Source organism: Leptolyngbya sp. CALU 1928 (genome assembly GCF_056784215.1).
The window spans coordinates 262,219-283,743 of the sequence record NZ_JBXBCE010000003.1; the positions used below are offsets into that span (position 1 = coordinate 262,219).

22 protein-coding genes are annotated in these 21,525 nt (G+C 46.7%); 12 read left to right on the forward strand and 10 right to left on the reverse strand.

Going from position 1 to position 21,525, the window contains the following annotated elements:
• Nucleotides 1–128: 128 nt before the first annotated feature.
• A complete protein-coding gene (locus AC1S5B_RS19340; RefSeq protein WP_482037328.1) occupies nt 129–914 on the forward strand; it encodes a tetratricopeptide repeat protein in 786 nt (261 codons plus the stop codon).
• 7 nt (nt 915–921) lie between these two features.
• On the opposite strand, the gene AC1S5B_RS19345 is transcribed toward AC1S5B_RS19340, so the two are convergent.
• Both AC1S5B_RS19345 and AC1S5B_RS19350 read right to left on the reverse strand, forming a co-directional pair.
• The gene (locus AC1S5B_RS19345; protein ID WP_482037329.1) at nt 922–1,599 is read right to left on the reverse strand and encodes a cation diffusion facilitator family transporter; all 678 of its coding nucleotides are present in this window, start codon (nt 1,597–1,599) and stop codon (nt 922–924) included.
• 1 nt (nt 1,600) lies between these two features.
• On the reverse strand, nt 1,601–3,784 hold the full coding sequence (locus AC1S5B_RS19350; protein WP_482037330.1) for a heavy metal translocating P-type ATPase: 2,184 nt from the start codon (nt 3,782–3,784) through the stop codon (nt 1,601–1,603).
• 159 nt (nt 3,785–3,943) lie between these two features.
• Here AC1S5B_RS19350 and AC1S5B_RS19355 point away from each other — a divergent pair, with 159 nt between their 5' ends.
• Complete coding sequence (locus AC1S5B_RS19355; RefSeq protein WP_482037331.1) at nt 3,944–4,342, forward strand: ArsR/SmtB family transcription factor; 399 nt, start codon at nt 3,944–3,946, stop codon at nt 4,340–4,342.
• On the opposite strand, the gene AC1S5B_RS19360 is transcribed toward AC1S5B_RS19355, so the two are convergent.
• Nucleotides 4,322–4,603 (reverse strand): YnfA family protein, encoded by a 282-nt coding sequence (locus AC1S5B_RS19360; RefSeq protein WP_482037332.1) that lies wholly within the window; start codon nt 4,601–4,603, stop codon nt 4,322–4,324. The genes AC1S5B_RS19355 and AC1S5B_RS19360 overlap by 21 nt on opposite strands.
• A 71-nt stretch (nt 4,604–4,674) precedes the next feature.
• Between AC1S5B_RS19360 and AC1S5B_RS19365 the strand changes: the two genes are divergently transcribed.
• The 4 genes from AC1S5B_RS19365 (at nt 4,675) to AC1S5B_RS19380 (ending at nt 10,181) form a co-directional block, all read left to right on the forward strand.
• Nucleotides 4,675–5,643, forward strand: coding sequence for an arsenic resistance protein (locus AC1S5B_RS19365; RefSeq protein ID WP_482037333.1), 969 nt, complete (start codon nt 4,675–4,677; stop codon nt 5,641–5,643).
• Nucleotides 5,644–6,327: 684 nt separating this feature from the next.
• Nucleotides 6,328–6,513: a hypothetical protein gene (locus AC1S5B_RS19370; protein WP_482037334.1), complete on the forward strand. Its 186-nt coding sequence runs from the start codon at nt 6,328–6,330 to the stop codon at nt 6,511–6,513.
• A gap of 58 nt (nt 6,514–6,571) precedes the next feature.
• Nucleotides 6,572–7,564 carry a helix-turn-helix transcriptional regulator gene (locus AC1S5B_RS19375; RefSeq protein WP_482037335.1) on the forward strand — a complete coding sequence of 331 codons (993 nt, stop codon included), beginning with the start codon at nt 6,572–6,574 and terminating at the stop codon, nt 7,562–7,564.
• A 67-nt stretch (nt 7,565–7,631) separates the two neighbouring features.
• Nucleotides 7,632–10,181 carry a TonB-dependent siderophore receptor gene (locus tag AC1S5B_RS19380; protein WP_482037336.1) on the forward strand — a complete coding sequence of 850 codons (2,550 nt, stop codon included), beginning with the start codon at nt 7,632–7,634 and terminating at the stop codon, nt 10,179–10,181.
• 104 nt (nt 10,182–10,285) lie between these two features.
• On the opposite strand, the gene AC1S5B_RS19385 is transcribed toward AC1S5B_RS19380, so the two are convergent.
• Nucleotides 10,286–10,672: a Uma2 family endonuclease gene (locus tag AC1S5B_RS19385; RefSeq protein ID WP_482037337.1), complete on the reverse strand. Its 387-nt coding sequence runs from the start codon at nt 10,670–10,672 to the stop codon at nt 10,286–10,288.
• A gap of 110 nt (nt 10,673–10,782) precedes the next feature.
• Nucleotides 10,783–11,034, reverse strand: a complete 252-nt coding sequence (locus tag AC1S5B_RS19390) for a hypothetical protein (RefSeq protein WP_482037338.1) — start codon at nt 11,032–11,034, stop codon at nt 10,783–10,785.
• Nucleotides 11,035–11,086: 52 nt separating this feature from the next.
• On the opposite strand from AC1S5B_RS19390, the gene AC1S5B_RS19395 reads away from it, so the two are divergent.
• On the forward strand, nt 11,087–12,235 hold the full coding sequence (locus AC1S5B_RS19395; RefSeq protein ID WP_482037339.1) for a PepSY-associated TM helix domain-containing protein: 1,149 nt from the start codon (nt 11,087–11,089) through the stop codon (nt 12,233–12,235).
• Nucleotides 12,236–12,448: 213 nt separating this feature from the next.
• Nucleotides 12,449–12,619, forward strand: coding sequence for a hypothetical protein (locus AC1S5B_RS19400; protein WP_482037340.1), 171 nt, complete (start codon nt 12,449–12,451; stop codon nt 12,617–12,619).
• On the opposite strand, the gene AC1S5B_RS19405 is transcribed toward AC1S5B_RS19400, so the two are convergent.
• On the reverse strand, nt 12,600–12,920 hold the full coding sequence (locus tag AC1S5B_RS19405) for a YnfA family protein (protein ID WP_482037341.1): 321 nt from the start codon (nt 12,918–12,920) through the stop codon (nt 12,600–12,602). The two genes, AC1S5B_RS19400 and AC1S5B_RS19405, sit on opposite strands and share 20 nt — an antisense overlap.
• A 269-nt stretch (nt 12,921–13,189) precedes the next feature.
• On the opposite strand from AC1S5B_RS19405, the gene AC1S5B_RS19410 reads away from it, so the two are divergent.
• The 3 genes from AC1S5B_RS19410 (at nt 13,190) to AC1S5B_RS19420 (ending at nt 16,696) form a co-directional block, all read left to right on the forward strand.
• Nucleotides 13,190–14,953, forward strand: coding sequence for an iron uptake porin (locus AC1S5B_RS19410; protein ID WP_482037342.1), 1,764 nt, complete (start codon nt 13,190–13,192; stop codon nt 14,951–14,953).
• A 469-nt stretch (nt 14,954–15,422) separates the two neighbouring features.
• Entirely contained in the window at nt 15,423–16,151 is a 729-nt protein-coding gene (rppA, locus tag AC1S5B_RS19415; RefSeq protein ID WP_482037343.1) for a two-component system response regulator RppA, read from the forward strand.
• 194 nt (nt 16,152–16,345) lie between these two features.
• On the forward strand, nt 16,346–16,696 hold the full coding sequence (locus AC1S5B_RS19420) for a hypothetical protein (RefSeq protein WP_482037344.1): 351 nt from the start codon (nt 16,346–16,348) through the stop codon (nt 16,694–16,696).
• 100 nt (nt 16,697–16,796) lie between these two features.
• On the opposite strand, the gene AC1S5B_RS19425 is transcribed toward AC1S5B_RS19420, so the two are convergent.
• The 4 genes from AC1S5B_RS19425 to AC1S5B_RS19440 form a co-directional block, all read right to left on the reverse strand.
• Nucleotides 16,797–17,585 (reverse strand): tetratricopeptide repeat protein, encoded by a 789-nt coding sequence (locus AC1S5B_RS19425; protein ID WP_482037345.1) that lies wholly within the window; start codon nt 17,583–17,585, stop codon nt 16,797–16,799.
• Between the two features lie 43 nt (nt 17,586–17,628).
• A complete protein-coding gene (gene rppB, locus AC1S5B_RS19430; RefSeq protein WP_482037346.1) occupies nt 17,629–19,014 on the reverse strand; it encodes a two-component system sensor histidine kinase RppB in 1,386 nt (461 codons plus the stop codon).
• The gene (gene rppA / locus AC1S5B_RS19435) at nt 18,995–19,705 is read right to left on the reverse strand and encodes a two-component system response regulator RppA (RefSeq protein ID WP_482037347.1); all 711 of its coding nucleotides are present in this window, start codon (nt 19,703–19,705) and stop codon (nt 18,995–18,997) included. The genes rppB and rppA (AC1S5B_RS19435) overlap by 20 nt, the downstream gene beginning before the upstream one ends.
• A 137-nt stretch (nt 19,706–19,842) precedes the next feature.
• On the reverse strand, nt 19,843–21,354 hold the full coding sequence (locus AC1S5B_RS19440) for a TIGR03118 family protein (RefSeq protein WP_482037348.1): 1,512 nt from the start codon (nt 21,352–21,354) through the stop codon (nt 19,843–19,845).
• Between the two features lies 1 nt (nt 21,355).
• Here AC1S5B_RS19440 and AC1S5B_RS19445 point away from each other — a divergent pair, with 1 nt between their 5' ends.
• Nucleotides 21,356–21,517: a hypothetical protein gene (locus tag AC1S5B_RS19445; RefSeq protein ID WP_482037349.1), complete on the forward strand. Its 162-nt coding sequence runs from the start codon at nt 21,356–21,358 to the stop codon at nt 21,515–21,517.
• Nucleotides 21,518–21,525 lie beyond the last annotated feature (8 nt).

Genomic DNA, 21,525 nt, shown 5'->3' on the forward strand with positions numbered 1-21,525 from the left:
TGAGTGATCTCCAATATCTTTTCGGAAATATTTACTTCAGCAATTGGCTGAGTGGGATTTTCAGCGACCATCAGAGTACGAATGCAAAAGCTTTCGCTAGGATAAAGCTGTGCTAAGGAGTTTTAACTATGAATCCTGTCTATAAGATTACTTTAACGCTTGGAATAATAGGGTTGGCTGTAGTCGTGCTTCCTCCTTTGCAAGCTCAGTCTAAGCAGGCTTCAACTGTTCAGGTGAGTTCTGTAGAGTTGCTGAATCAAGGGAAGGAGAAAGCCAGACAAGGAAATCTCAGGGGAGCGCTTGAAGACTACACGCTGGCAATTGAAGCGAATCCTAAGTTTACTGAAGCTTACATTAAGCGGGGACTGGCACAACATGATTTAGGCGATTACCGTGGAGCAATCAAGGACTTTGAGCAAGCTGTCCAGATTGAACCTAAGAACTATCAAGCAATTTTCAACCGAGGGGAAGTGCGTTCCGATGTTGGCGACGTAGCTGGCGCGATCGCAGACCTAAACCATGCTATTGAGTTGAAGCCTAACTACGCCGAGGCTTACAGCAATCGGGGGGTCATCTATGCGATGCAGGGCAACCTCAACCAAGCTGCCGCTGATTTGGATCAGGCAATTAAGTTTAAGCCCAACTATGCCGATGCCTACTACAATCGGGGCAAAACTCGAACAGCCTTAAGGGATGCCAAGGGTGCGATCGCCGACTTCACTCAAGCCATCAAACTGAATCCCTCTCTCTCTGAAGCTTATGGGAATCGCGGTATTCTCTATTCGCAACTGGGAAACAAGCAAGCAGCGCTGATGGACTTGCAGCAAGCAGCCCAGTTGTTTCAAAAGCAGGGCGATCGCGATAGTTACCAGCAAACTTTGTCGTTCATCCAACAACTACAACTTGAGAAGTAAAGTTCCTTCATCTGAGAGCTTTGGGTTGTCGTCTAGCTAACACTCGAAAGCTGTCTCGACAAAGTAACAGCGCATTCACAATAATCAGGAAGGCAACAAATAAACTGGTGACAGCATCTGCCCAAGTCCATTGAAAAAGATAAATGGCTAATGCTGAGAGCAGAATGCTGACTGCCCCCGCCACATCAGCAACTTGATGCAGAAAAATGCCGCGTACATTCAGGCTGTGGTGTTGGTCTCGATGGAGTAAGTAAGTAGTGATGCCGTTAATCACTACTCCCAATGCCGCGACGAGTAGAACCGGAAATCCTAAATTCAGTTCTGATGTGTGATGTTGTAGATGATCAATGGTTTCCTGAATCAGGAAAAGGGCGATCGCCACCAGGCTGACTCCATTTACCAACGCTAACCAACCTTCTAACCGATTCTCCCGCTTAACTTTGCCTTGGGTTGCTTCGCGTTTGGCAATATAAGCTGCCAGCAAAGTCAGCCCCAGAGTTAGCAAGTCTGAGAACAAATGCCCTGAACCCGCCAGCAATGCTAGACTACGGCTCCATAACCCCACTCCCAGTTCTGCCAAAAACAGAATCAACCGCAGCCCCAGAACGATCCAGAGCCGTTGGTACACACGCTGAGGCTGCAAAAGGATTTTAGGATGGTTCACATTGGGAAAAAAACTGACCATCTTATTTTAGAACCCTGCTTGCATTTAGGATGGCTAACAGCGCCACACCGACATCGGCAAAGACGGCTTCCCACAGTGTTGCAAGCCCGATCGTTCCCAACACAATGAAGATTCCCTTGATTGCCATTGCCAACACAATGTTTTGCACCACAATCCGTCGCGTTTTTCTGGCAACCTGAATTGCCTCGGCGACTTTGGAAGGGGCATCCGTCATCAGCACCACATCAGCGGTTTCGATCGCCGCATCAGACCCTAAGCCGCCCATTGCCATGCCAATATCCGCTCTGGCAATTACCGGGGCATCGTTAATTCCATCGCCCACGAAAACAACTTTATTTTTACCTGAGCGATCTAACAGCTTCTCGATCGCTCCCACCTTGTCTTCAGGCAGCAATCCGGCAAAGTAAGAATCCAAGCCCAATTCTTCGGCGACACGTTTGGCGACGACCTCATTGTCACCTGTCAGCATCACGGTTCGTTCCACGCCAGCTTTTTTCAAATCGCGAATTGCCTGAGCGGCATCTTCCTTAATTTCGTCGGCAATCAAGATATACCCGGCATAGCGTCCATCCACCGCTAAGTGAACCACCGTTCCAGCCACATCACAGATATCGTGATCAATATTTTCTCGGTGCAGCAGACGATCGTTGCCTGCTAAAACCACTTTATTCTGCACTTTAGCCCGGATACCGTGACCCGCAATCTCCTCGTAATCCGTGGCTTCAGACTCATTGATGGGTTGCCCATATGCGTCTCGAATCGATTGGGCAACCGGATGGTTAGAATTGGCTTCGGCTTTCGCTGCCAACATCAACAGTTCTGCTTCCGAAAACCCATTTTTCGTGACAATTTGGGTCACTTTAAATGTGCCTTTAGTCAACGTTCCAGTCTTATCAAACACAACGGTTTTGACCGCTGTGAGTGCATCCAGAAAGGTGGAGCCTTTGACTAAAATACCGCGCTTGGCAGCTCCCCCAATCCCACCAAAGTAGCCAAGGGGAATGCTGATCACTAATCCGCAGGGGCAGGAAATGACCAGCAGAATCAGGGCACGGTAAATCCACTCGGAGCGATTTGCGTCTGGAATCAAGAGCGGTGGCAATATGGCAACTGCCAGTGACAGAAACACGACCACTGGCGTGTAATAGCGGGCAAACTTAGTGATGAATTTCTCGGTGTCTGCCTTCTTACTGGTGGCATTTTCAACTAGGTCAAGAATTTTAGCGATCGACGATTCACCAAACAGCTTCGTCACCTGAACAGTGAGAGCGCCCGACTTGTTAATCATACCTGCCAGAATTGGATCGCCAACGTTGACGATGCGAGGGACTGATTCACCTGTTAAGGCAGAGGTATCCACTTGAGAGGTGCCCTCCAGAATTTCGCCATCAAGCGGCACTTTCTCTCCTGGCTTCACCAGAATTTGATCGCCCACATTGATCGTTTCAGGCTTAACTTGTTTCACGGTGCCATTTACTTTCAAGTTGGCACTATCGGGGCGAACTTCCAATAATGCTTTAATCGACCGCCGCGATCGCCCCACGGAATACTCCTGAAACAACTCACCGACTTTGAAAAACAGCATCACGGCAACTGCTTCTGGGAATTGGTGAATGGCAAAGGCTCCCAATGTGGCGATCGTCATCAAAAAGTTTTCATCAAAAATCTGTCCCCTCAAAATATTGCGTCCCGCCGTTTTCAATACTGACCAGCCACTGAGCAGGTAAGCTGGGATGAATACAGCAAGTTCACCGATGTTGTAAGGCGTGTTGTGTAAGGGTTTTTCAAAAATGATGCCGATCGCAAATAACGCGATTGCGAGTAACACTGGAGGGAGTTCTTTTTTTAAGTTAAATTCGCCAGAGCCATGACTGTGATCGTGTCCGTCATCCTCATCGTGATCGTCGGCAGCATGACCATTCGTGTGAGCATGAGATGAGGTAAGTGTGCGGGACTGCTCAATCGCAACGGTATAGCCCAATCTCGTCACTCGCTTTTGAATTTCCGCCTCGCTGACTTCCTGCGGATCGTAGGACACAACCATTCGCCCTGTTGCCACGTTGACCGACACTTCAGCAATCCCTGGCAATTTCTCGACGCTGCCTTCAATCTTCATCGCACAACTGGCGCAATCCATACCACCCACTTGCATCTGTTGAGTCTTTAGCGCTGGAGTTTGAGTCATAGCAGGTTGCCAAATCAGATTGAAGATTATTTTGATAATTGTAAACCAAAACTCTTGACATCTGAAAGTATATTCATATATAGAATGATAACCATTCTTAGCTTTATACTGGAATTGAGCAAAATTATCTTGTTCACAGTCGTCACCCTAATTTGTCCTATGCCTAGCCGCAAAAATCTAGTCCCACTGCTTCAAGAGTCGGATGCACCGGAATGTGAAGCTCATCTCGTTCACCTGGAAGCGGTACGGCAGGTGCAGCCAGAGATTCTGCCAATGTCAGAAGCGCAACAGATGGCGGAATTCTTTGGTGTCTTGGCAGACCCAAACCGACTACGGATACTCTCGGCGTTGGCGCGTCAGGAGTTGTGTGTATGTGACTTGGCAGCAAGCTTAAAAATCGGTGAATCGGCAGTATCGCACCATCTCCGCATTTTGCGATCGATGCGATTGGTCAACTATCGCAAAGAGGGGCGCAACGTGTATTACAGCCTTGCCGATAGCCATGTGATGAATCTGTACCGAGAAGTGGCAGCCCATCTAGAGCCTGTGGGGAGCTAACATAATAATCACTGTACCGATCAGGCAAACTGCTACACCCAACAAATCCCAGCGATCGGGTTTGACTCCTTCCACAGTCCACAACCAGATAATTGCCGAAAGAATATAAATTCCGCCATAGGCAGCAAAGGCTCTGCCAGCATTTGAGGTTTCAATTTGGGTGAGAGCCGCCGCAAAGATGGCTAGAGCAATTAATCCTGGAAGCACCCAGAGCATACTTTTTCCGAGTCGGAGCCATGCCCAAAATGCTCTGCTTGACAAAGGCGTTTGCTTCTTAACTTGTTAGGAATGGTTTAAGATTCACCATCCTTATTTCATGGAGATCTATCAATATGAGTTTGACTGAAAAACTTCAATCTGTCTTTATCATCATTTCCATCTTAACTGGGCTGATGTTGGGACAAATTAAATGGGTTGAGGAAAATGCTGTACTCCTAATTGTTCCATCCTTGATGACTATGCTCTATGGGGTATTTCTAAATATTCCACTTAATCGTTTAGGTCAGGCATTTCAAAACTACAAGATGGCAGGATTGATTTTTGGGGTGAACTTCCTTTGGACACCTGTTTTTGTTTGGGGATTGGGAGCCATTTTCCTACGAGACGCTCCCGATCTCTGGATTGGGTTAATTATGCTGATGGTTACACCTTGTACTGACTGGTATCTCATTTTTACAGGGATTGCCAAAGGAAATGTTACTTTAGCCGCAGCCTTCCTTCCTTGGAATATGATCTTGCAAGTAGTTCTTCTGCCCGTCTATCTGTTAGTTTTTGCTGGAAAATTGGTGCAGTTTGACACAGCAATTTTTCTCGAAAGCATTGTACTGGTTTTAGCTGTTCCTATGCTTTTGGCGTTTATCGCTAAGTGGCTAATACCAAAGGTAAATGGGTTTTGGCGTGAAATTCCACTGAAAATAGCAGCAGGGCAAACGCTATTTCTGTGTTTGGCAATTACAGCGGTATTTGCCTCGCAAGGGCAGACCTTAATTCAAAATCCAGATGTGCTGCTGAAGATGTTGCCGCCTATCCTGATTTTCTATGGAGTTACCTTTTGGCTGACTCAAGTGATTGCACGACTTGGCAATTTTAGTTATGAGGACTTTGCTTGCTTCAGTTGCACAACACTTGCACGCAATTCACCCCTTGCATTGGCGATCGCTACAACTGTTTTTCCTGATCGTCCGTTGATTACCCTTGTTTTGGCTATTGAACCACTGGTCGAACTTCCTGTCATGGTGCTAATCTCCCAGCTATTGCTCTTTCTGCGTCATAAAGGGCGGTATTCTCAGATGGAGAAATAGCTGAGTTGGCGTTACAATTTCCCTACTTGAACCAGTTATTGAGCATCAAAAACCGAGTCGCCTTTCGCCTGAGCAATAACAGTAACTCAAGACGATGCTAAATAGGCAGTAGGGAAACGACGAAAATGACGCTTTTATTCTACAGCTAGGCAGAACGCAATATCCGCCCTGAAGTCAAAAGCGATGAACGCACTCACCATAAAATCAACGGACTCTCATGCGTCGATGCGGTGAGTGGAGAGGAGTTCTTCCACCTCAGATTGTAGAAAACTGATTTAAGCTTCTCGCAACTCAGCATTGGGGTTTGCGGTTTGAATTACCTGCATCGCGTTGTCATACGATGACCCCGTGTTAATCAAGTAAGCTGCCAGCACTTTCCCGTCCGGCGATTGCCGCTGGTGCAGTGAACCGCGACTGCGTTGCCAAGCTGATTTTGCTGATCAAGGACTAGCGGGCGCATTCATGCAGAAAGTTACGGTTTCGATGTGTCAGGAAGCTTAGAGCTGATCATGTAACCTAATTTTGATTTCTTGATGAGTTTTCTTGTGCTGATCAAGACCTCATAGCAGCCAGAAATCTCACTTAACGCCGCAATACCAAAGAAAAAGAGCGATCGCATTTTAGTAGAAATCAAAGTAGATAGTTCACATCTGCATCCAAAGCTTATCAATCAAGCAGACAAACATGATAGAGCTTGCAATCGCCTGCACCCTGAATAAAGTGGATCTTGACCAGCGTCAAAGTGAACTCAATGCGCTTCGACAATCCGTCCACGAAGTTCGTCAAACGCTGGATGGCTTTGCCTTGCAATTTGATAATTCGGCAGAGAGTTTAAGTAAGTGCCAATTGCACGATCAACTGCTTCACTAGAAACTCACTTTAATGAGATATATTCTTATTAAGTTCTTGATTGCATTGACCTGCTGCTATGACTATCTCCATTTCTCAGTCCACTTACGACCAGCTATGTGACGAAATGAGTGCTGTTGAGCCGACCTATCATCCTGATCCGGAGGATGCTCAGGACTTTATGGGCAAGTTTCCGTCGCTGATGGGGCAGGGCTATTGGCGCACGATTCACTTGCGAGATGGGTTACACCTGACCCTGGGTCATCTGCAACTGCACGATCGCGTCCAGTCTGCTCAGCCTGAAGCACCGGGAGAGTACCTGGAGTTTCACCTGCACGTATCGGGAACTCATGAGAATGACGGCGACCTGCTGGAGGCGGGGCAGTATTGCCTCTATGGCAGTGGCTTAATGCCCAAAGCACCCTTTGATTTATCGGAGCAGCAGCCCTTTCTGGAAGTACAGATTTTCATGCGGGCAGACGTGTTGCGATCGTTTATTGGCAACTCAGATGGAGAACTGCCCACTGCTTTAAAGCCTTGGGTGCGCTCCCTGGAACAGCCGCGCTATAAATGCTTTGGAACGGCAACTCCGGCGATGCAATTGGCAGCACGACAGATGTTGCGCTGTAGCTTGCAGGGACTATCGAAACGAATGGTTTTGGAGGGTAAGGCGATCGAACTGGTAGGACTGGCAGCAGCAACAGCGATCGCTCGACATGAGGATGATCGCCGCAGAGTGCAACCCAATTTACTTGATCGCATTCACCATGCTAGAGATATTTTGCGCCAGCGGTTGGACAATCCACCTAATTTGGGGGAACTGGCGCGGTTGGTCGGTTTAAATGAATGCACCCTGAAGCAAGAATTTCGCCGAGTGTTTGGGATAACTGTCTTTGGGTATTTGCACGACTACCGCATGAAGCAAGCACGAGAAGCATTGCAAATGGGCGATTGGACGGTGGGAGAAGTTGCCCAGATGGTAGGTTATACCAATCTGCCAGCGTTTAGCAGAGCGTTTAGCAAACGATTTGACATCAATCCACGAGATTGCCGCCGAAAACATTCCGTTTGAGCAAACAAGAAATTCCGTTTGAGCAAAGTTGCGATCGCTTTTACCGTTCACCATCCCCTTACACTACTTGAGAATTAGTTTTATCAACGTGAAGGTGTGGGTGGTCATGGTGACAATGTGGACGCGATTGGCTTTGCCATTCCTAGGAAAGTCGCTCATTTTGACGAGTTTCTTTTCAGGTCTGGGAGTGCAGGTAGTGTGGGCGGAGTTGCCGCGTGTGAGCGATCTACCCAAGGGGGCAACGACAGTGAAAGAATGGGTAGCTCAGATCGATGCAGCGATCGCCCAAGTGACCAGCATCAAACTCAACCGCGTCGGCACCAATCTAGAAATTGTGCTGCAAACCCAGGATGGCAAACCGCTGCAAGTGGATGCCAGCAAATTTAGAGCCGAGGGCAACAGCCTGATTGCCGACATTCCTAACGCAGTCCTGGCGCTCCCCGATGCCCCGGCATTCAATGCCGATAACCCAACTGGGGATATTGCCAATGTCCGCGTTAGCCAACTGGATGCTGCGAATATCCGCGTCAGCGTCACTGGAAACAACGCCCCACCCACGACAGAAATCACCCTGAAAACGGGAGAACTGGCATACAGCCTCAACCCGGAAGCGGACGAACCGGATGATGAAATTGTAGTGACGGGGGAAGGACAGAGGGGCTATCGAGTGCCAAATACGTCAGTAGGAACGAGAACTGACACGCCGCTACGCGATATTCCTCAGTCAATTCAGGTCGTACCTCAAGAAGTGTTGCGCGATCAACAAGTGACTCGTTTAGAGGATGCTCTTAGAAATGTTGCGGGTGTCAATCAGACTTTTAACTTTGGACCCTTGTCTTTCTATAGCATTCGCGGATTTGATGTCACGGAAACGAATCTTCTTAGGGATGGACTGATTGACACATTGTCTGGACAGGTGAGTGAATTTTCTAGTATCGAGCGAGTCGAAGTTCTCAAGGGTCCCGCATCGGTGTTATTCGGTTTAGGTAATCCCGGAGGCAGCATCAACCTCGTATCTAAACGTCCTTTGCGTGACCCTTTCTATGCTGTTGAGGCAACGATTGGCAGCTATAGTTTTTATCGAGGTGCAGTTGATTTTTCGGGACCGCTAAATGACTCAAAGACAGTTCTATACCGCCTCAATGTAGCCTACCGAAATTCAGGTAGTTTTGTCGATTTCTTTAATGGTGAAAGCTTAAATATATCTCCTGTGATTAGTGTGGCAATTGACGAAAAAACAAACCTGAGATTAGAGACAGAATACATCAAGACTAGAGATACGATCGCATCTGGCATACCTGCAATTGGGAGTGTCTTACCAAATCCAAATGGGAAAGTGTCCCGGAACCTCAACCTGACCGAACCTTCTGACAGTTTTGAGCAGACAATTGTAAGGCTTGGTTATCGACTAGACCATCAGTTGAACGAGAACTGGTCGTTCAACAATTCGTTTCTGTTTGCATTTCGTGATCTCTATCAACGCCGTACGGATTCTAGAGGTTTAGATTCAGATAATCGAACTTGGAATCGATCTGCTTCAGAAAGCTCTTCCGAAAATAGAAATTATGCAATGGCAACAAATCTAATCGGTAAGTTTTCTACAGGTTCAATTCAGCATCAGCTATTGTTTGGATTTGATTTAAATCGTTTTGACAACTTTGATCCACCAATTCGTGAGTTCGAGGCGGCATCAATTGATATTTTCAATCCTGTATACGGTCAACCACGAGGAGCAGCACTTCCTTCTTCTTTCGGGATTCGACAGCAAACGAACGCATTAGGAATCTATCTACAAGACCAAGTGGCACTAACAAGCAGCTTGAAGGTTTTACTGGGTGGGCGGTTTGACTTTATTTATCGAGAATATGAAGACTTAGTCAGTATCACAGAAAGCAGTGGGGCTGATAGTGCATTCAGTCCTCGCGTTGGCATCGTCTATCAACCCATCCCTTCGATTTCACTCTATACAAGTTACACAAGCTCATTTACTCCACCAGGTGGATCATACTTTTTTGGTGTTGACTCTTCCTTCAAACCAGAACGTGGTAATCAGTATGAGGTTGGGGTAAAAGCAGATTTGAATAATCGACTTTCAGCAACGCTCGCCTTGTTTGATTTGACCCGTACTAATGTCACGACCGCAGACCCGAACAGACCCAACTTTTCCATTCAAGTTGGTGAGCAGAATAGCCGAGGAATTGAACTGGATCTGGTGGGCGAAATTTTGCCAGGATGGAACATTTTTGGAGGCTATGCTTATATCGATGCTCGTGTTACTAAAGATAATACTTTGACACCTGGAAGCCGATTGTCAAACAGCGCAAATCATTCTTTTAATCTATGGACAAGCTACGAAATACAAAAAGGTGATCTACAAGGCTTGGGTGCTGGAATTGGCTTATTTTACGTGGGCGATCGCGTTGATTTTAACAATACCTATACTGTACCTAGCTATGTTCGGACTGATGCCTCTATTTTCTATAAACGCGATCGATTCAGAGCAGCACTCAACTTCAGAAACTTGTTCGACGTAGAGTATTTTGAAAGTTCGCTTGGTAATCGTGTTTACTCCGGACAACCTTTTACAGTGCAAGGAACCATTTCCTGGCAATTTTGAGGCTGATCTCGAATTGCTCATTTACTCACAGACGATCGCCCTATGACCACTACCAAACTCACGACTTCGTTCACCGACTCAAAGCTGAGAGCGATCGCCCAGATTTATCCCTGTAATTGTGTTCTCAATTCTGCTCGAAATGCCATTACCGCATCAAACTGTTCCTCTGGTTTGACATAAGTCGCCAACAACTCAATGTCACAGGATGGCAGCATTTCACTCCTTTCAACACGCTCATAGAAATCTGCCCGCAAATGATGAATCGTAAAGCGCCCTGCCTCCCATACCCATACCTCCGCCACCCCCAAACCACGGTAAATTTCTAGCTTATCCACCATGCTACTACTCAGCACCACCTCAATCGCCAGATCTGGAAACTCCTGCTTTTGTCCCAAGCAATAGCACTCATCTGGCTCCAACCCGCGCTGCTTGGCAACCTTGCGAAACGTTGCCGAGCCAATACAGTAGACCTGTTGGGATATAACGATCAAAATCGCTGAAATGCTTATACAGTCTAGGTTTCAAGGATTTTACATCAAAATCGCTGAAATACCTACTAGACAAGGGTTTCAAAGATTTTTGAGCTTATTACCCAACAACTCTAGTGATAACGAATCCGAAACTCTTGAAAATAGACCTCCAAAAGCATCCGAATCGTACTTTTTAACTCTTCATGCAAAGGAGAGGTTGTCATGATTTCTAACGTCCCTTCCAAATAGCTCAACCGCAATGCTGGAAAATCATCGCCTAGTGTGGCTAACAATAATTCATATTGCTGCCAACTCACGCCTTCCAGCACCACGCGCTGTTCTGGCACGTCTGCGATCGTCGGAGACAAAACTTGAGAAGTCATAGGATTTACCGCCCAATTCGTCCTTCTATCTTAGGAGATACACGCCGCTACTATGCAGAAAGAATCCTTGCATCCAATTCGTTCAACTGGGTTCACCCCTGTCAGACTCAGAACGATCGCGTTCCATACCCATCGCTGGCTTGGGTTAACCGTTGGCATCTTGTTATGCATTGCAGGTGTGACGGGTAGCATTCTCGTCTTCTGGCATGAAATTGATCAGGCGGTGTTGGTATGGCGATTTGGTCAGATCAGCCCGGTTGGGGAATTATTGTCTATCACTACAATGGTCGAAACTGTCACAACTGCCTATGCTGGCAGAGGCTTAACCCTCAGCAGTCTCACCTTTCCCGATCAATCCGATCAACCCTACATGGCATCATTTCTGGATGCGGCAGATCACTATTTAGAAGTGCTCGTCGATCCCTACACAGGGCGGATTATGGGCGATCGCCAGTATGAAACCAGTTGGGTCGGCATCATTTACGGGCTTCACTACAAACTTTTAGCGGGGGATACGGGCGCGTTGCTCATGGGCATCGTTGCCCTGATTACCCTACTTCTCAGCCTCTCTGGAATTGTGCTGTGGCCCGGTTGGCGCAAACTTGCGGCTGGATTCAAAATTAAATGGGATGGTCATATTAAGCGTCTCAACTTCGATCTGCATAAAGTGGCAGGGATTGTCACGGCGATCTTTCTCGCTTTGATTGGTTTTACCGGGTTCGCTTGGAATGTGCCTCAAGCAAACGTCACCAATATCATCTATGCAGCAACTTTAACGGCAAAACCTGCCGATCCAGTTTCCAAGCCCGCTTTAGGGCAGCAGCCCTTGGCGATCGCTGACCTGATGCAGCGAGGTAACGCAGTCGTTCCCAATGCCAAAATCACCTACATTTCGTTCGCAACCAAGCCGGAAACGCCCTTTGTGGTAGCCAAAAAGCAGGCTCAGGAAGTAGGCAAATACGGCAATACTAGAATCTATCTCGATCAATTTACGGGTGAAGTGATTCAGCTTCAGAATGGAATTAAACCCTCTCGTGCGGAAGCCATTTTGAACCAGTTCAATCCCGTTCACTTCGGCACCTTTGGCGGCTTGTCCACCCGCATTCTCTACGTCTTTGTGGGTCTGGCTCCTTTGATTCTGTTCATCACAGGGTTTGTGATGTGGTGGCATCGCCGAAAGGCGCAAATCTCCTCTAGATAATTTGTGGAAAGACATAGAAAATTCTTCGAGAAATTTAAATCTGAACCCAGTTATCTTATGACATTGACAACACAAGATTCTGATACTGCTCTGTCAATACTTTGGGTACAGTAACTGCCAGATCATGGTTCTAATGCAATCCTATTAACGAGAATTTGACCTTTACTTTTTACAACTGATGATTGGGCAGAGAAAATTTACTCTTCGTCCATATTGCAGCAAGCTCAAAAGCCTCCTATTGATCCACGCATTTTGCGATCGATGCGATTGGTCAACTATCGCAAAGAGGGGCGCAACGTGTATTACAGCCTTGCCGATAGCCATGTGATGAATCTGTACCGAGAAGTGGCAGCACATTTAGGGTTCAGCGAGGAGCCAGCATAATAATCACTGTTCCAATCAGGCTAACCGTTACACCCAATAAATCCCAGCGATCAGGTTTGACTCCTTCCACACTCCATAACCAGAAAAGTGCCGAAAGAACATAAATCCCGCCATAGGCAGCGTAGGCTCTGCCAGCATTTGAGGTTTCAATTTGGGTGAGAGCCGCCGCAAAGATGGCTAGAGCAATTAATCCTGGAAGCACCCAGAGCATACTTTTTCCCAGTCGAAGCCATGCCCAGAATGCATAGCAGCCAGAAATCTCACCTAAAGCCGCAATACCAAAGAAAAGGAGCGATCGCATTTTAGTTAGAAGTCAAAGTAGATAGTCCAAGGCGTAGACATGGGCAAAATGGGGTGGCTTAAATAGTTTGATAAAAATGGTGCCAAAGCTAATAGTTCTAAAGCGATTCCCTTAATAAGAGCTTAACCCTGTTTTTTTGTGAATCCGCTAAAACCGTCATTAGATTTTCATCCTGTCCTGGCATTCTATTATCGGTAGCCGCTGTATAGAGGCTATCCACCATGAAAAGTCATTTTGATTTTTCAAAAAGAGTAGTGTGAGGATGAAAAATGCAGTCAATACTGAGAGAGTTTGTGTGGAGCGTCCCGACGCTTCTTGTCGCGTCGCTGATGATGCCAGGTGATGCGCTGGCAAATGAAGTATCAACGAATGAAAAGTTAAATCAGTTAGCGAATAGTGCTACTTCGACGAGAGTTAGCCAGTTCGATAACAGCGTGACTCTAGAGCAGGTCAGTAGATATAGTTCTGAAGGCAAAAGCTCTCAACTGGATCAAGTCACTTCCGTTTCTCAGTTCTCGGATGTGAAACCGACTGATTGGGCATTTCAAGCATTGCAATCATTGGTAGAGCGGTATGGTTGTATTGTCGGTTATCCCGACAAAACCTTTCGTGGTAATCGGGCGACGACTCGCTTCGAGTTTGCGGCTGGCTTGAATGCTTGCTTGGACAAGATTCAAGAACTGATTGCAGCAGCAACGGCTGACTTCGTGAGAAAGGAAGATTTAGAAGTTGTTAAACGGCTGCAAGAAGAGTTTGCAACTGAGTTGGCAGCCTTGCGTGGTCGGGTAGAATCTCTGGAAGTGCGGACTGCCACACTGGAGAAGCAACAATTTTCTACGACTACTAGATTAAGGGGTGAGGTTATCTTTGCGATCGCCGATACCTTTGGCGATCGTGCTACTCGCACGGGGAATAACACCTTCCTCTCTGGGGTGAATGCGGCTAATGAAAACTCCTTCCGAGACGATCGCACTGAAACCATCTTTGGTAATCGGGCGCGGATTGCACTCGAATCTAGCTTTACAGGTAAAGACCGTCTGCTAGTTCGATTGCAAGGGCGTAACATTACTCCCTTCAGCGGCGCTTTTACAGGAACGAACGGAACTCGGTTAGGCTTTGACGGCAACGAATCCAATGCAGTCAATATTGACCACCTCTTCTATCGATTCCCTGTGGGGCAAAACCTCCGTATTCAAGTTGATGCGGTTCAAAGCCGAATGTACAGTTCACTGTTTGAAACGCTCAGCCCATTTGAAAGTAGTGGTGGCGGTGCGATTTCCCGGTTTGGGCGGTTTAACCCGATCTATCGCTCCAACGATCAAACGTTTACCAGTTCTCCAGGAATTTCTTTTGACTACAAATTTAGCCCCAAATTAAGCTTACAGGGGGGCTATTTTTCTGATAGAAATGCCAACGATCCTGGATCAAAGAATGGATTGTTTGATGGGAACTATGCTGCTGCTGGACAACTAGTACTTCGTCCTTCTCGCAACTTTGATATTGGTCTTACCTACGTTCGTTCTTATTTCCCCGGCACCTCCACTGTGTTCAACCAGGGTGCGCCCAACCTCTTTGGTAGTACTGGAACCGGCTATGCCGCAAACCCATTTGCAGGTGCAGCTACATCTACTGACACCGGGTCAGTGCAAGTGCAGTGGCGGGTAGCTCCTAAACTGACTGTGGGTGGTTGGTACGGCTACACGTGGGCTTACAACAAACGCAACAACCAGGAAGCGCAAATTCAGAATTGGGCTGCTTTCCTGGGCTTTCCCGACTTGGGGCGTAAAGGCAACTTGGGCGGTTTGGTGTTTGGGATGCAACCCCGCGTCACCGACAACGACTTCCGTGCCAACGCGAATACCCGTCGTCGTTTGGATGGTTCACCGCCCTATCATTTAGAAGCGTTCTACCGTTATCGGATTAATGACAACATTGCCATCACGCCAGGGGTCTTTGTGTTGTTTAACCCTGAAGGCAACAGACGGAATGATACTCAGCTAGTGGGTGTAATTCGGACGACATTTAGTTTCTAGCTTTGCTGCTTGAGAAGAATTATCTTAACTTTTAATTGAGCACGTTTCTTCTTAGCAGTTAGTCAACATCAAGTTTCCTCACACCAGTAAATACTGGAATGGAGATGAGTCGAGAAGATTCATCTCCTTTTATTTTTTAACGGTGATGATCTCAAACCGTCATTGTAATTTCATTAGCAAGTTTTATGATACCAATATGTATTCAACAGACTTCTTTCAGTAAACTCAAGAGAACAATGAATTTTTAGACATATCATTGTCTCACTCACATCCGCTGAAAGGGTCTGTTGACTTTTCTCGACATGAGAAGCTGAAGAATTTTCATCGCATGATCACTTAAATAAGATTTTGGATGACTCAATATTTCACTTCATTTTCATCCTAATCTGCAAAGCTATTAACAGAAGCAATTTATTTGAAATTGCAGGAACCTATAAAGGTCAAAAACTTTTTAGGGAAAGCTTTTGCGATGAAAATTTTATTAGTTGAACCCGATCTAGAGTTAGGTGAACAAATTCAACAAAGCCTGAGTCAAGAACACTATATTGTGGATTGGTTTCAGGATGGTCGTGTGACTTGGAACTACTTAGAACTTCAACCCATTCAGTATACGGTGGCGATTTTTGATTGGATGATGCCAGGATTACCAATGATAGAACTTTGTCAACGCTTGAGAACACAGCATCCTTTACCTGTGTTGGTGTTAACTCCAGAGCGACGCTGGCAGGATGGCGTTTTGGCGCTAGATGCCGGAGCCGATGACTACTTGATGAAGCCATTTCGGATGCAGGAATTGCTGGCACGATTACGCGCATTACGACGGCGATCGCCCCAATATCAGCCCCTACAACTTCAATTTGGTCGTTTGTCCTTAGATTGCAATAATCGAATTGTTTCCTGGTGCTTTAGCCCAACTGAGTATGAGCACGTTCGCTTGAGTAAGAAAGAGTTTCAGGTGTTGGAATATTTGATGCGACAGCCCAAGCAGGAAGCTAGCCAAGAGCAACTTCTGAATTATTTGTATGAGATGGAGTCTGAACGAGTTAGCAATGTTGTAGCAGCCCAGATCCGACGACTGCGATGCAAACTGGCAGAATTAGGGTGTGAAGATATGATTCAAACTGTTCAAGGTGGAAATTATCGATTGAATACAGTTTGTGTAAACTATTCCATTGAGAATTCTGAATCTACAGGTTAGTTCTGTTTCTACCAAATCAATTTATTACTACTAAATTAATCTCTTAATAGAATACAATCGCTTTCAATTGTGATTGCTAGTAATTTATTTTTTGGTTTTATTTCATTTTTCACTTTAATTTCATTTGTATTTGAGAGATTAGTAATAGCGAACTGATTGTTTCAATCAGATTCGATTCTTTAGAAGAGGTTAAAATGATGCAACGTCTACTTTCTACAACAGCGTTTTCTTTGGTTTTGGTCTCTGGGCTAGCTGTGCCTCAAGTCTCTGCTAAACCCATCGCTGAATCGCTGATATCGAGAGTTCATCCACAGGCTTCACGTCCATCCTCAGCTCAACCCTCTGAAAAACAAACTCAACCCACTTCAGAATCTGAAGCCGCTCAACAGCCCCGAAATACTTCTACTCCAAAAGTGCAGGATAGTCTCACTTCTGAGCGTAAGGAAAATACTGGAGTTCCAGCTTATTGTGCCTTCCCCCCTAATGTAGTTGAAGGTAGCTTTCAGTATCGGGAAGAGTTGTATAACTGCAAGTACGGACTCTAGATTCTGTTGCTACTACTAACAGCTAGTGTCGGTAAGATGTTGATAGGTTTCCTATAAAATGATTGGGCGATCGCAACGTTTGATCGCCCAACCTCATGTGTTATTCGGCAGGTTGTTGCAGTTGCTTCAACGCATTTTGTACTTGTTGATAACGATCGCGATCGCCCCGTTCTTGAAATAATTTTGCTGCCTGTTGCCAATCGGTTAATGCTGCCTGTCGATTTCCTGTTGCTAGATGTAATCTGCCTCGATTCAAGTAAGCTTCTGCCAATGTTGGACTTAGGCGAATGGCTTCTGTGTAATCGGCGATCGCGCCCTCAACATCCTTCAGTGCTGTTCGCACCAATGCCCGATTATTGTAAGCAAAAACATACTTTGGCTTCAGCGCAATGGCACGCCCAATGTCTTTCAAGGCAGTTTGGAACTTGCCCATCTTGGCATAGACCACACCTCGATTGTTGAAGGCTTCTGGATAGCCCGGTTTCAACTCCAGGGCTTGGTTCAAATCGGCGAGTGCCTGGGGCAATTTGTTCAAGTCGGAGTAGATTTCTCCCCGATTATAGATGGCTAATGCGTTGTTCGGTTCGAGCTGAATGGCTCGGTCAAGGTCTGCAATGGCTCGACTCAGATCTCCTACGTCGTGATAGGCTATCCCGCGTTCAATGTAGGCGTTCGTGAAGTCAGGATCGGTTTGAATTGCTTGGGTGTAGCTAGCGATCGCGCCCTGCACATCTCCACGCTTGAATTTCTCCAAAGCCTGTTTTGCGAAATCATCTGCCTTCGGTTGAACAGTGAGAGCAAATGAGGGATTCGATAAGGCAACAAAAATTGCTCCACTGAGTCCTAGTATGAGTTGAAATTGAGTGCTAATGCGATGAATAAATTTCATGATTTGATACTTATTCAGAAACTAAATTGGATGAAAAATAGATTTAGATATCGGTTGCATGATTGTTGATCGGGCGTGATTTCAAGGGTAAACGCACCGTAAATGTACTTCCTCGACCAACCTCGCTCTGTACCTGTAAACTCCCCTCGTGAGCTTCAGCGATCGCCTTGGCAATTGCCAAACCCAATCCAGATCCACCCGTTTGACGGGAGCGATCGCGGTTCACCCGATAAAACCGATCAAAAATGTGTGCCTGCTCGACCGGGGCAATTCCCATGCCGGTATCTCGAACTTGGATCACAGCATGACCTTCGTCCCGATTGAGAACCAGCGTCACAGCGCCACCTGTAGACGTATACTGAATTGAATTCACAACCAGGTTTGAAATCAATCGATAAACCTGATCCTCATCTGCCAGAATATGCAATTCCTTAGCAACTTGAATCTCGGCTGTTAGGGTTAATCCATTCGCGTCGGCAAGGGCTGCAAACTCTTCAACTAAATCATGGATTAAGTCATTTAGGTAAACGGATTCCCTCTGAATTGCCAGCGTGTGTTGCTCCAACCGGGCTAATAAGAACAAATCTTTGATGAGTTCAAAAAAACGGTTAAGTTGGCGTTCAATCGTTTTCAGTGTATCCCGTGTTTCTAGTTCTGTTAAGCTGGGTAGCCTTGAGACTGAATCAACTGTTGCCAGAATCGCTGCTAATGGTGTGCGTAGCTCATGCGCGGCATCCGTTGTAAACCGTTGCATCTGCTGGTAGGAGCGGTAGATGGGGCGCATGGCAATGCCTGCCAGAAACCAACTGGAAACGGCGACTAAGGTCGTGATCACCGGCAACCCGATGAAGAAGGCTAACTTCAACGAAGCGAGACGACTATCCAAATCTTTCAGCGATCGCCCGACCTGAAGATATCCCCACAGCCGATTGTCCAGTGTGTGCAATGGCAACGACATCTGATGGAAACGATTCCCCTCCGAATCAATAACGGTTTGCCAGGTTTCGGAACCTTTCGTTAAGGGTACATCTGGACGCAGCCCAGCCGTAGCAACCAGGGTTCCCGAATTGTCTAGAAACTGAATGTAGTAGTCACTATGACGGATTGTATTGATCGAGTGATGTTGATTAGACGAGTTGTGGTTATGGGTGGAAAATGTTTTGTTGAGGCAAGGTTTGTCGACCACGCAAACATCGGGAACCAGCTTTTGAATAATGGGTTCTAATTGACCGGGTTGCTTCAAATTCAGTTCGATCCCGTTGTGCAAGGTTTCCGTCACTGCCTCTAGCTCCCGGTCGATTGAATCTGAATAAGCCCGAATAATGACCTGATAAATCGTCAACCCACCCAGACCCAGGATCAACCCCATGACAACCGCATACCATCCCGCCAGTTGCGAGCGAGTTCGTCTAAACAATCGCATCTGCATAGGCGGGATTAAGCCGATATCCTCCCCCCGGCACCGTTTGAATCGCATCCTCACAGCCTAATTCCGTGAGTCTACGCCGTAACAACCGCACCTGCGCTGCCACAACATTACTGATCCGCTCCGTGTCTAACTCATAAAGGTAGCTCAGGATCTGATCACGGGTGGCAGCGTGGCGAGGATGTTTCATGAAGTATTCCATCAGTTGGAACTCTTTCTTGCTGAGCCGAACGGTTCGACCATTTTTTTGAGGAGATTGCCAGCAAATAGTGCGGTTATGGCAGTCGAGGGTGAAACTGCCCACCTGAATTTGGGTGGGTTGAAATTGGGGCGATCGCCGCCAGAGTGCCCGCAGTCGTGCTAGCAACTCTTCCATCCGAAACGGCTTGATCAGGTAGTCATCGGCTCCCGCATCCAACCCCACCACCTTATCTTCCCAACGGTCTCGTGCTGTCAACATCAATACGGGTAGGGAATTTTGCCGTTCTCGTAATCGTTTGCACAGTTCTGGACCTGTCAATCCCGGCAACATCCAGTCAAAGATTGCCAACGTATATTGAGCCTGATGATTGTCTAAATAATCCCAGGCATCCGCTCCATCTTGAACCCAATCCACAATGTACTTCTCCTGCTGCAAAGTGCGCTGGAGTGCTGTTCCTAAATCAATTTCATCTTCAACTAACAGGACTTTCATCGCAGCCTATACAACATTGCCCTACCCAGGATTGGAGAACTCCTACTCTTAGCTTGACAGGCTGCGATGAAAACAAGGTGAAAATTTGAGCGGAAGGGCAATGAAAAAACACGTAGATAGAGGATTGCACACATTAATTAGTGTTGTAACCCGCTTGACATTAACCTGCTGGCTCCACTGGTTTCCCAGGTTTGTTTTAGTAAGTCACTGTTAGTCGGGAGACTGATATTTTTTCCCAGTCCGACTGCGTTCATTTCTTCCAAGTTCAGTCCAAACTTGAAGCCGCTCGCATTAGGAGACGTTTCAAGCTCGGCAACCCGCAACCGTCCAAAAACGCCATCGCCTTCATCTTCTGGTCCTGCTGCAAAGTAAAGAGAGTCGGAATCACCAAGACTGGCACCATTGCCAAATAGCAATCCCCAGATGCCCGGAATTTCGATCTTGGCACTTGATGTATCACGCAAGTAGTCGATCGCGTGATTGGTGGTTTTGTCAAAGGCTGTGATCGTGCCGTCCCCAAAATTAGACACCAACAATGTGTTGGAGAATGCGCCAAAATTTTCTGGCGTATAAACTACCCCCCACGGCGCATTCAGCAGCCCTTCATCATCCCAAACTCGAATCAGCTTGCCCTCCAAATCAAATTCTGCCAAGCGTCCAAGACCGGGACCTGCCTCTTCTTCTCCTGCCAGGAATTGACCGGGAGCATTGGGATCTTCCTGGCTTTTGGCATAGGTGACAAATACACTCTCAGTACCAGGATTGCCCAAAACTTGAACATTAAAGGGTACATAATCGCCGGGTTGAACTTCACAAGAACTTGCGAAGGGATTGGTAAACCCGTGAGAATTGGTGACATCGTTGAAACTGCCATCAAAAACTTGAATTTTGGGATTGGTGCCAAAATCGGCAGCATAGAGGTGTTCGCCAGCATAATCAACCCCCAAGCCAAAGTACTGACTCCCTGCGGCTGAGCGATCGATGACGGCGAGTGCTTCACCAGGGCGATCGAAGGTTCCGTCTGCATTCTTACGTTCTGTCCAAGCGGAGATCACCCCATTATCGGTGGCAAACAGAAACTTGCTGGAATTCGTAATCGCTCCGTTAGGATAATCTTGCGTAATCACGAAATTACTGGAGGCATTAAACACAACTCCCGTAGGCGTACCCTGTTCACCGTTTGGTCCCGGTACGGTGACGATCGCCAAGTCATCTTGATAAAGTGGAATGCCATTCACATCTCCAACATATTCATAGGAGATGCCAGAGCCATTGCCCGTGACCCAAAAGTGCCCCCCAAAGCCAGCAGGTCGGATGGCAATTCCCCAGGCATTCACAAAGGTCTCGTCCAGGATAAGCGGTGAGTATTCCGCCTTGTTTGCCACTAAATTGGTTTGGATATAGGCATTACCCGTCAATGCAGTGGTGTCGATGTCTCCCGTCAAGCCATCTATCAGACCCTTTGATTCAGCATGAGACAGGGCTTCTATCAGCCTGCTGGGAAAGGTTTCAGACACGGCATTCACAATTTCAGTGAATGATGGATTTGTTCCATTGGGACTTGAAGTTGCGTCAAACACAATATCAGATAGGAAATCTGATAGGACATCCGACCAATCCCGAATTGTTGAAGCAGAGTAATTTTTCATTTTGCTATCTCATCTCGAAAATCATTTAGTCGTTAAACTGAAAAGTCACATCAGATATTTGAAGAATGCCGTTAAACTGATGCGAAACGCGATCGCCGATGCAACGCCTGAAAACTTTGATCCTGATTGGAAAAAAAGCGAAACTCAAAAGCCTATGGGGTAATGAGTTTC

Excerpts from the sequence above, each read along its gene's own strand:
- AC1S5B_RS19340 (WP_482037328.1), top strand. The coding sequence starts at position 129 with ATGAATCCTGTCTATAAGATTACTTTAACGCTTGGAATAATAGGGTTG.
- AC1S5B_RS19345 (WP_482037329.1), bottom strand. The coding sequence starts at position 1,599 with ATGGTCAGTTTTTTTCCCAATGTGAACCATCCTAAAATCCTTTTGCAG.
- AC1S5B_RS19350 (WP_482037330.1), bottom strand. The coding sequence starts at position 3,784 with ATGACTCAAACTCCAGCGCTAAAGACTCAACAGATGCAAGTGGGTGGT.
- AC1S5B_RS19355 (WP_482037331.1), top strand. The coding sequence starts at position 3,944 with ATGCCTAGCCGCAAAAATCTAGTCCCACTGCTTCAAGAGTCGGATGCA.
- AC1S5B_RS19365 (WP_482037333.1), top strand. The coding sequence starts at position 4,675 with ATGAGTTTGACTGAAAAACTTCAATCTGTCTTTATCATCATTTCCATC.
- AC1S5B_RS19370 (WP_482037334.1), top strand. The coding sequence starts at position 6,328 with ATGATAGAGCTTGCAATCGCCTGCACCCTGAATAAAGTGGATCTTGAC.
- AC1S5B_RS19375 (WP_482037335.1), top strand. The coding sequence starts at position 6,572 with ATGACTATCTCCATTTCTCAGTCCACTTACGACCAGCTATGTGACGAA.
- AC1S5B_RS19390 (WP_482037338.1), bottom strand. The coding sequence starts at position 11,034 with ATGACTTCTCAAGTTTTGTCTCCGACGATCGCAGACGTGCCAGAACAG.
- AC1S5B_RS19395 (WP_482037339.1), top strand. The coding sequence starts at position 11,087 with ATGCAGAAAGAATCCTTGCATCCAATTCGTTCAACTGGGTTCACCCCT.
- AC1S5B_RS19405 (WP_482037341.1), bottom strand. The coding sequence starts at position 12,920 with ATGCGATCGCTCCTTTTCTTTGGTATTGCGGCTTTAGGTGAGATTTCT.
- AC1S5B_RS19410 (WP_482037342.1), top strand. The coding sequence starts at position 13,190 with ATGCAGTCAATACTGAGAGAGTTTGTGTGGAGCGTCCCGACGCTTCTT.
- rppA (WP_482037343.1), top strand. The coding sequence starts at position 15,423 with ATGAAAATTTTATTAGTTGAACCCGATCTAGAGTTAGGTGAACAAATT.
- AC1S5B_RS19420 (WP_482037344.1), top strand. The coding sequence starts at position 16,346 with ATGATGCAACGTCTACTTTCTACAACAGCGTTTTCTTTGGTTTTGGTC.
- AC1S5B_RS19425 (WP_482037345.1), bottom strand. The coding sequence starts at position 17,585 with ATGAAATTTATTCATCGCATTAGCACTCAATTTCAACTCATACTAGGA.
- rppB (WP_482037346.1), bottom strand. The coding sequence starts at position 19,014 with ATGCAGATGCGATTGTTTAGACGAACTCGCTCGCAACTGGCGGGATGG.
- rppA (WP_482037347.1), bottom strand. The coding sequence starts at position 19,705 with ATGAAAGTCCTGTTAGTTGAAGATGAAATTGATTTAGGAACAGCACTC.
- AC1S5B_RS19440 (WP_482037348.1), bottom strand. The coding sequence starts at position 21,354 with ATGAAAAATTACTCTGCTTCAACAATTCGGGATTGGTCGGATGTCCTA.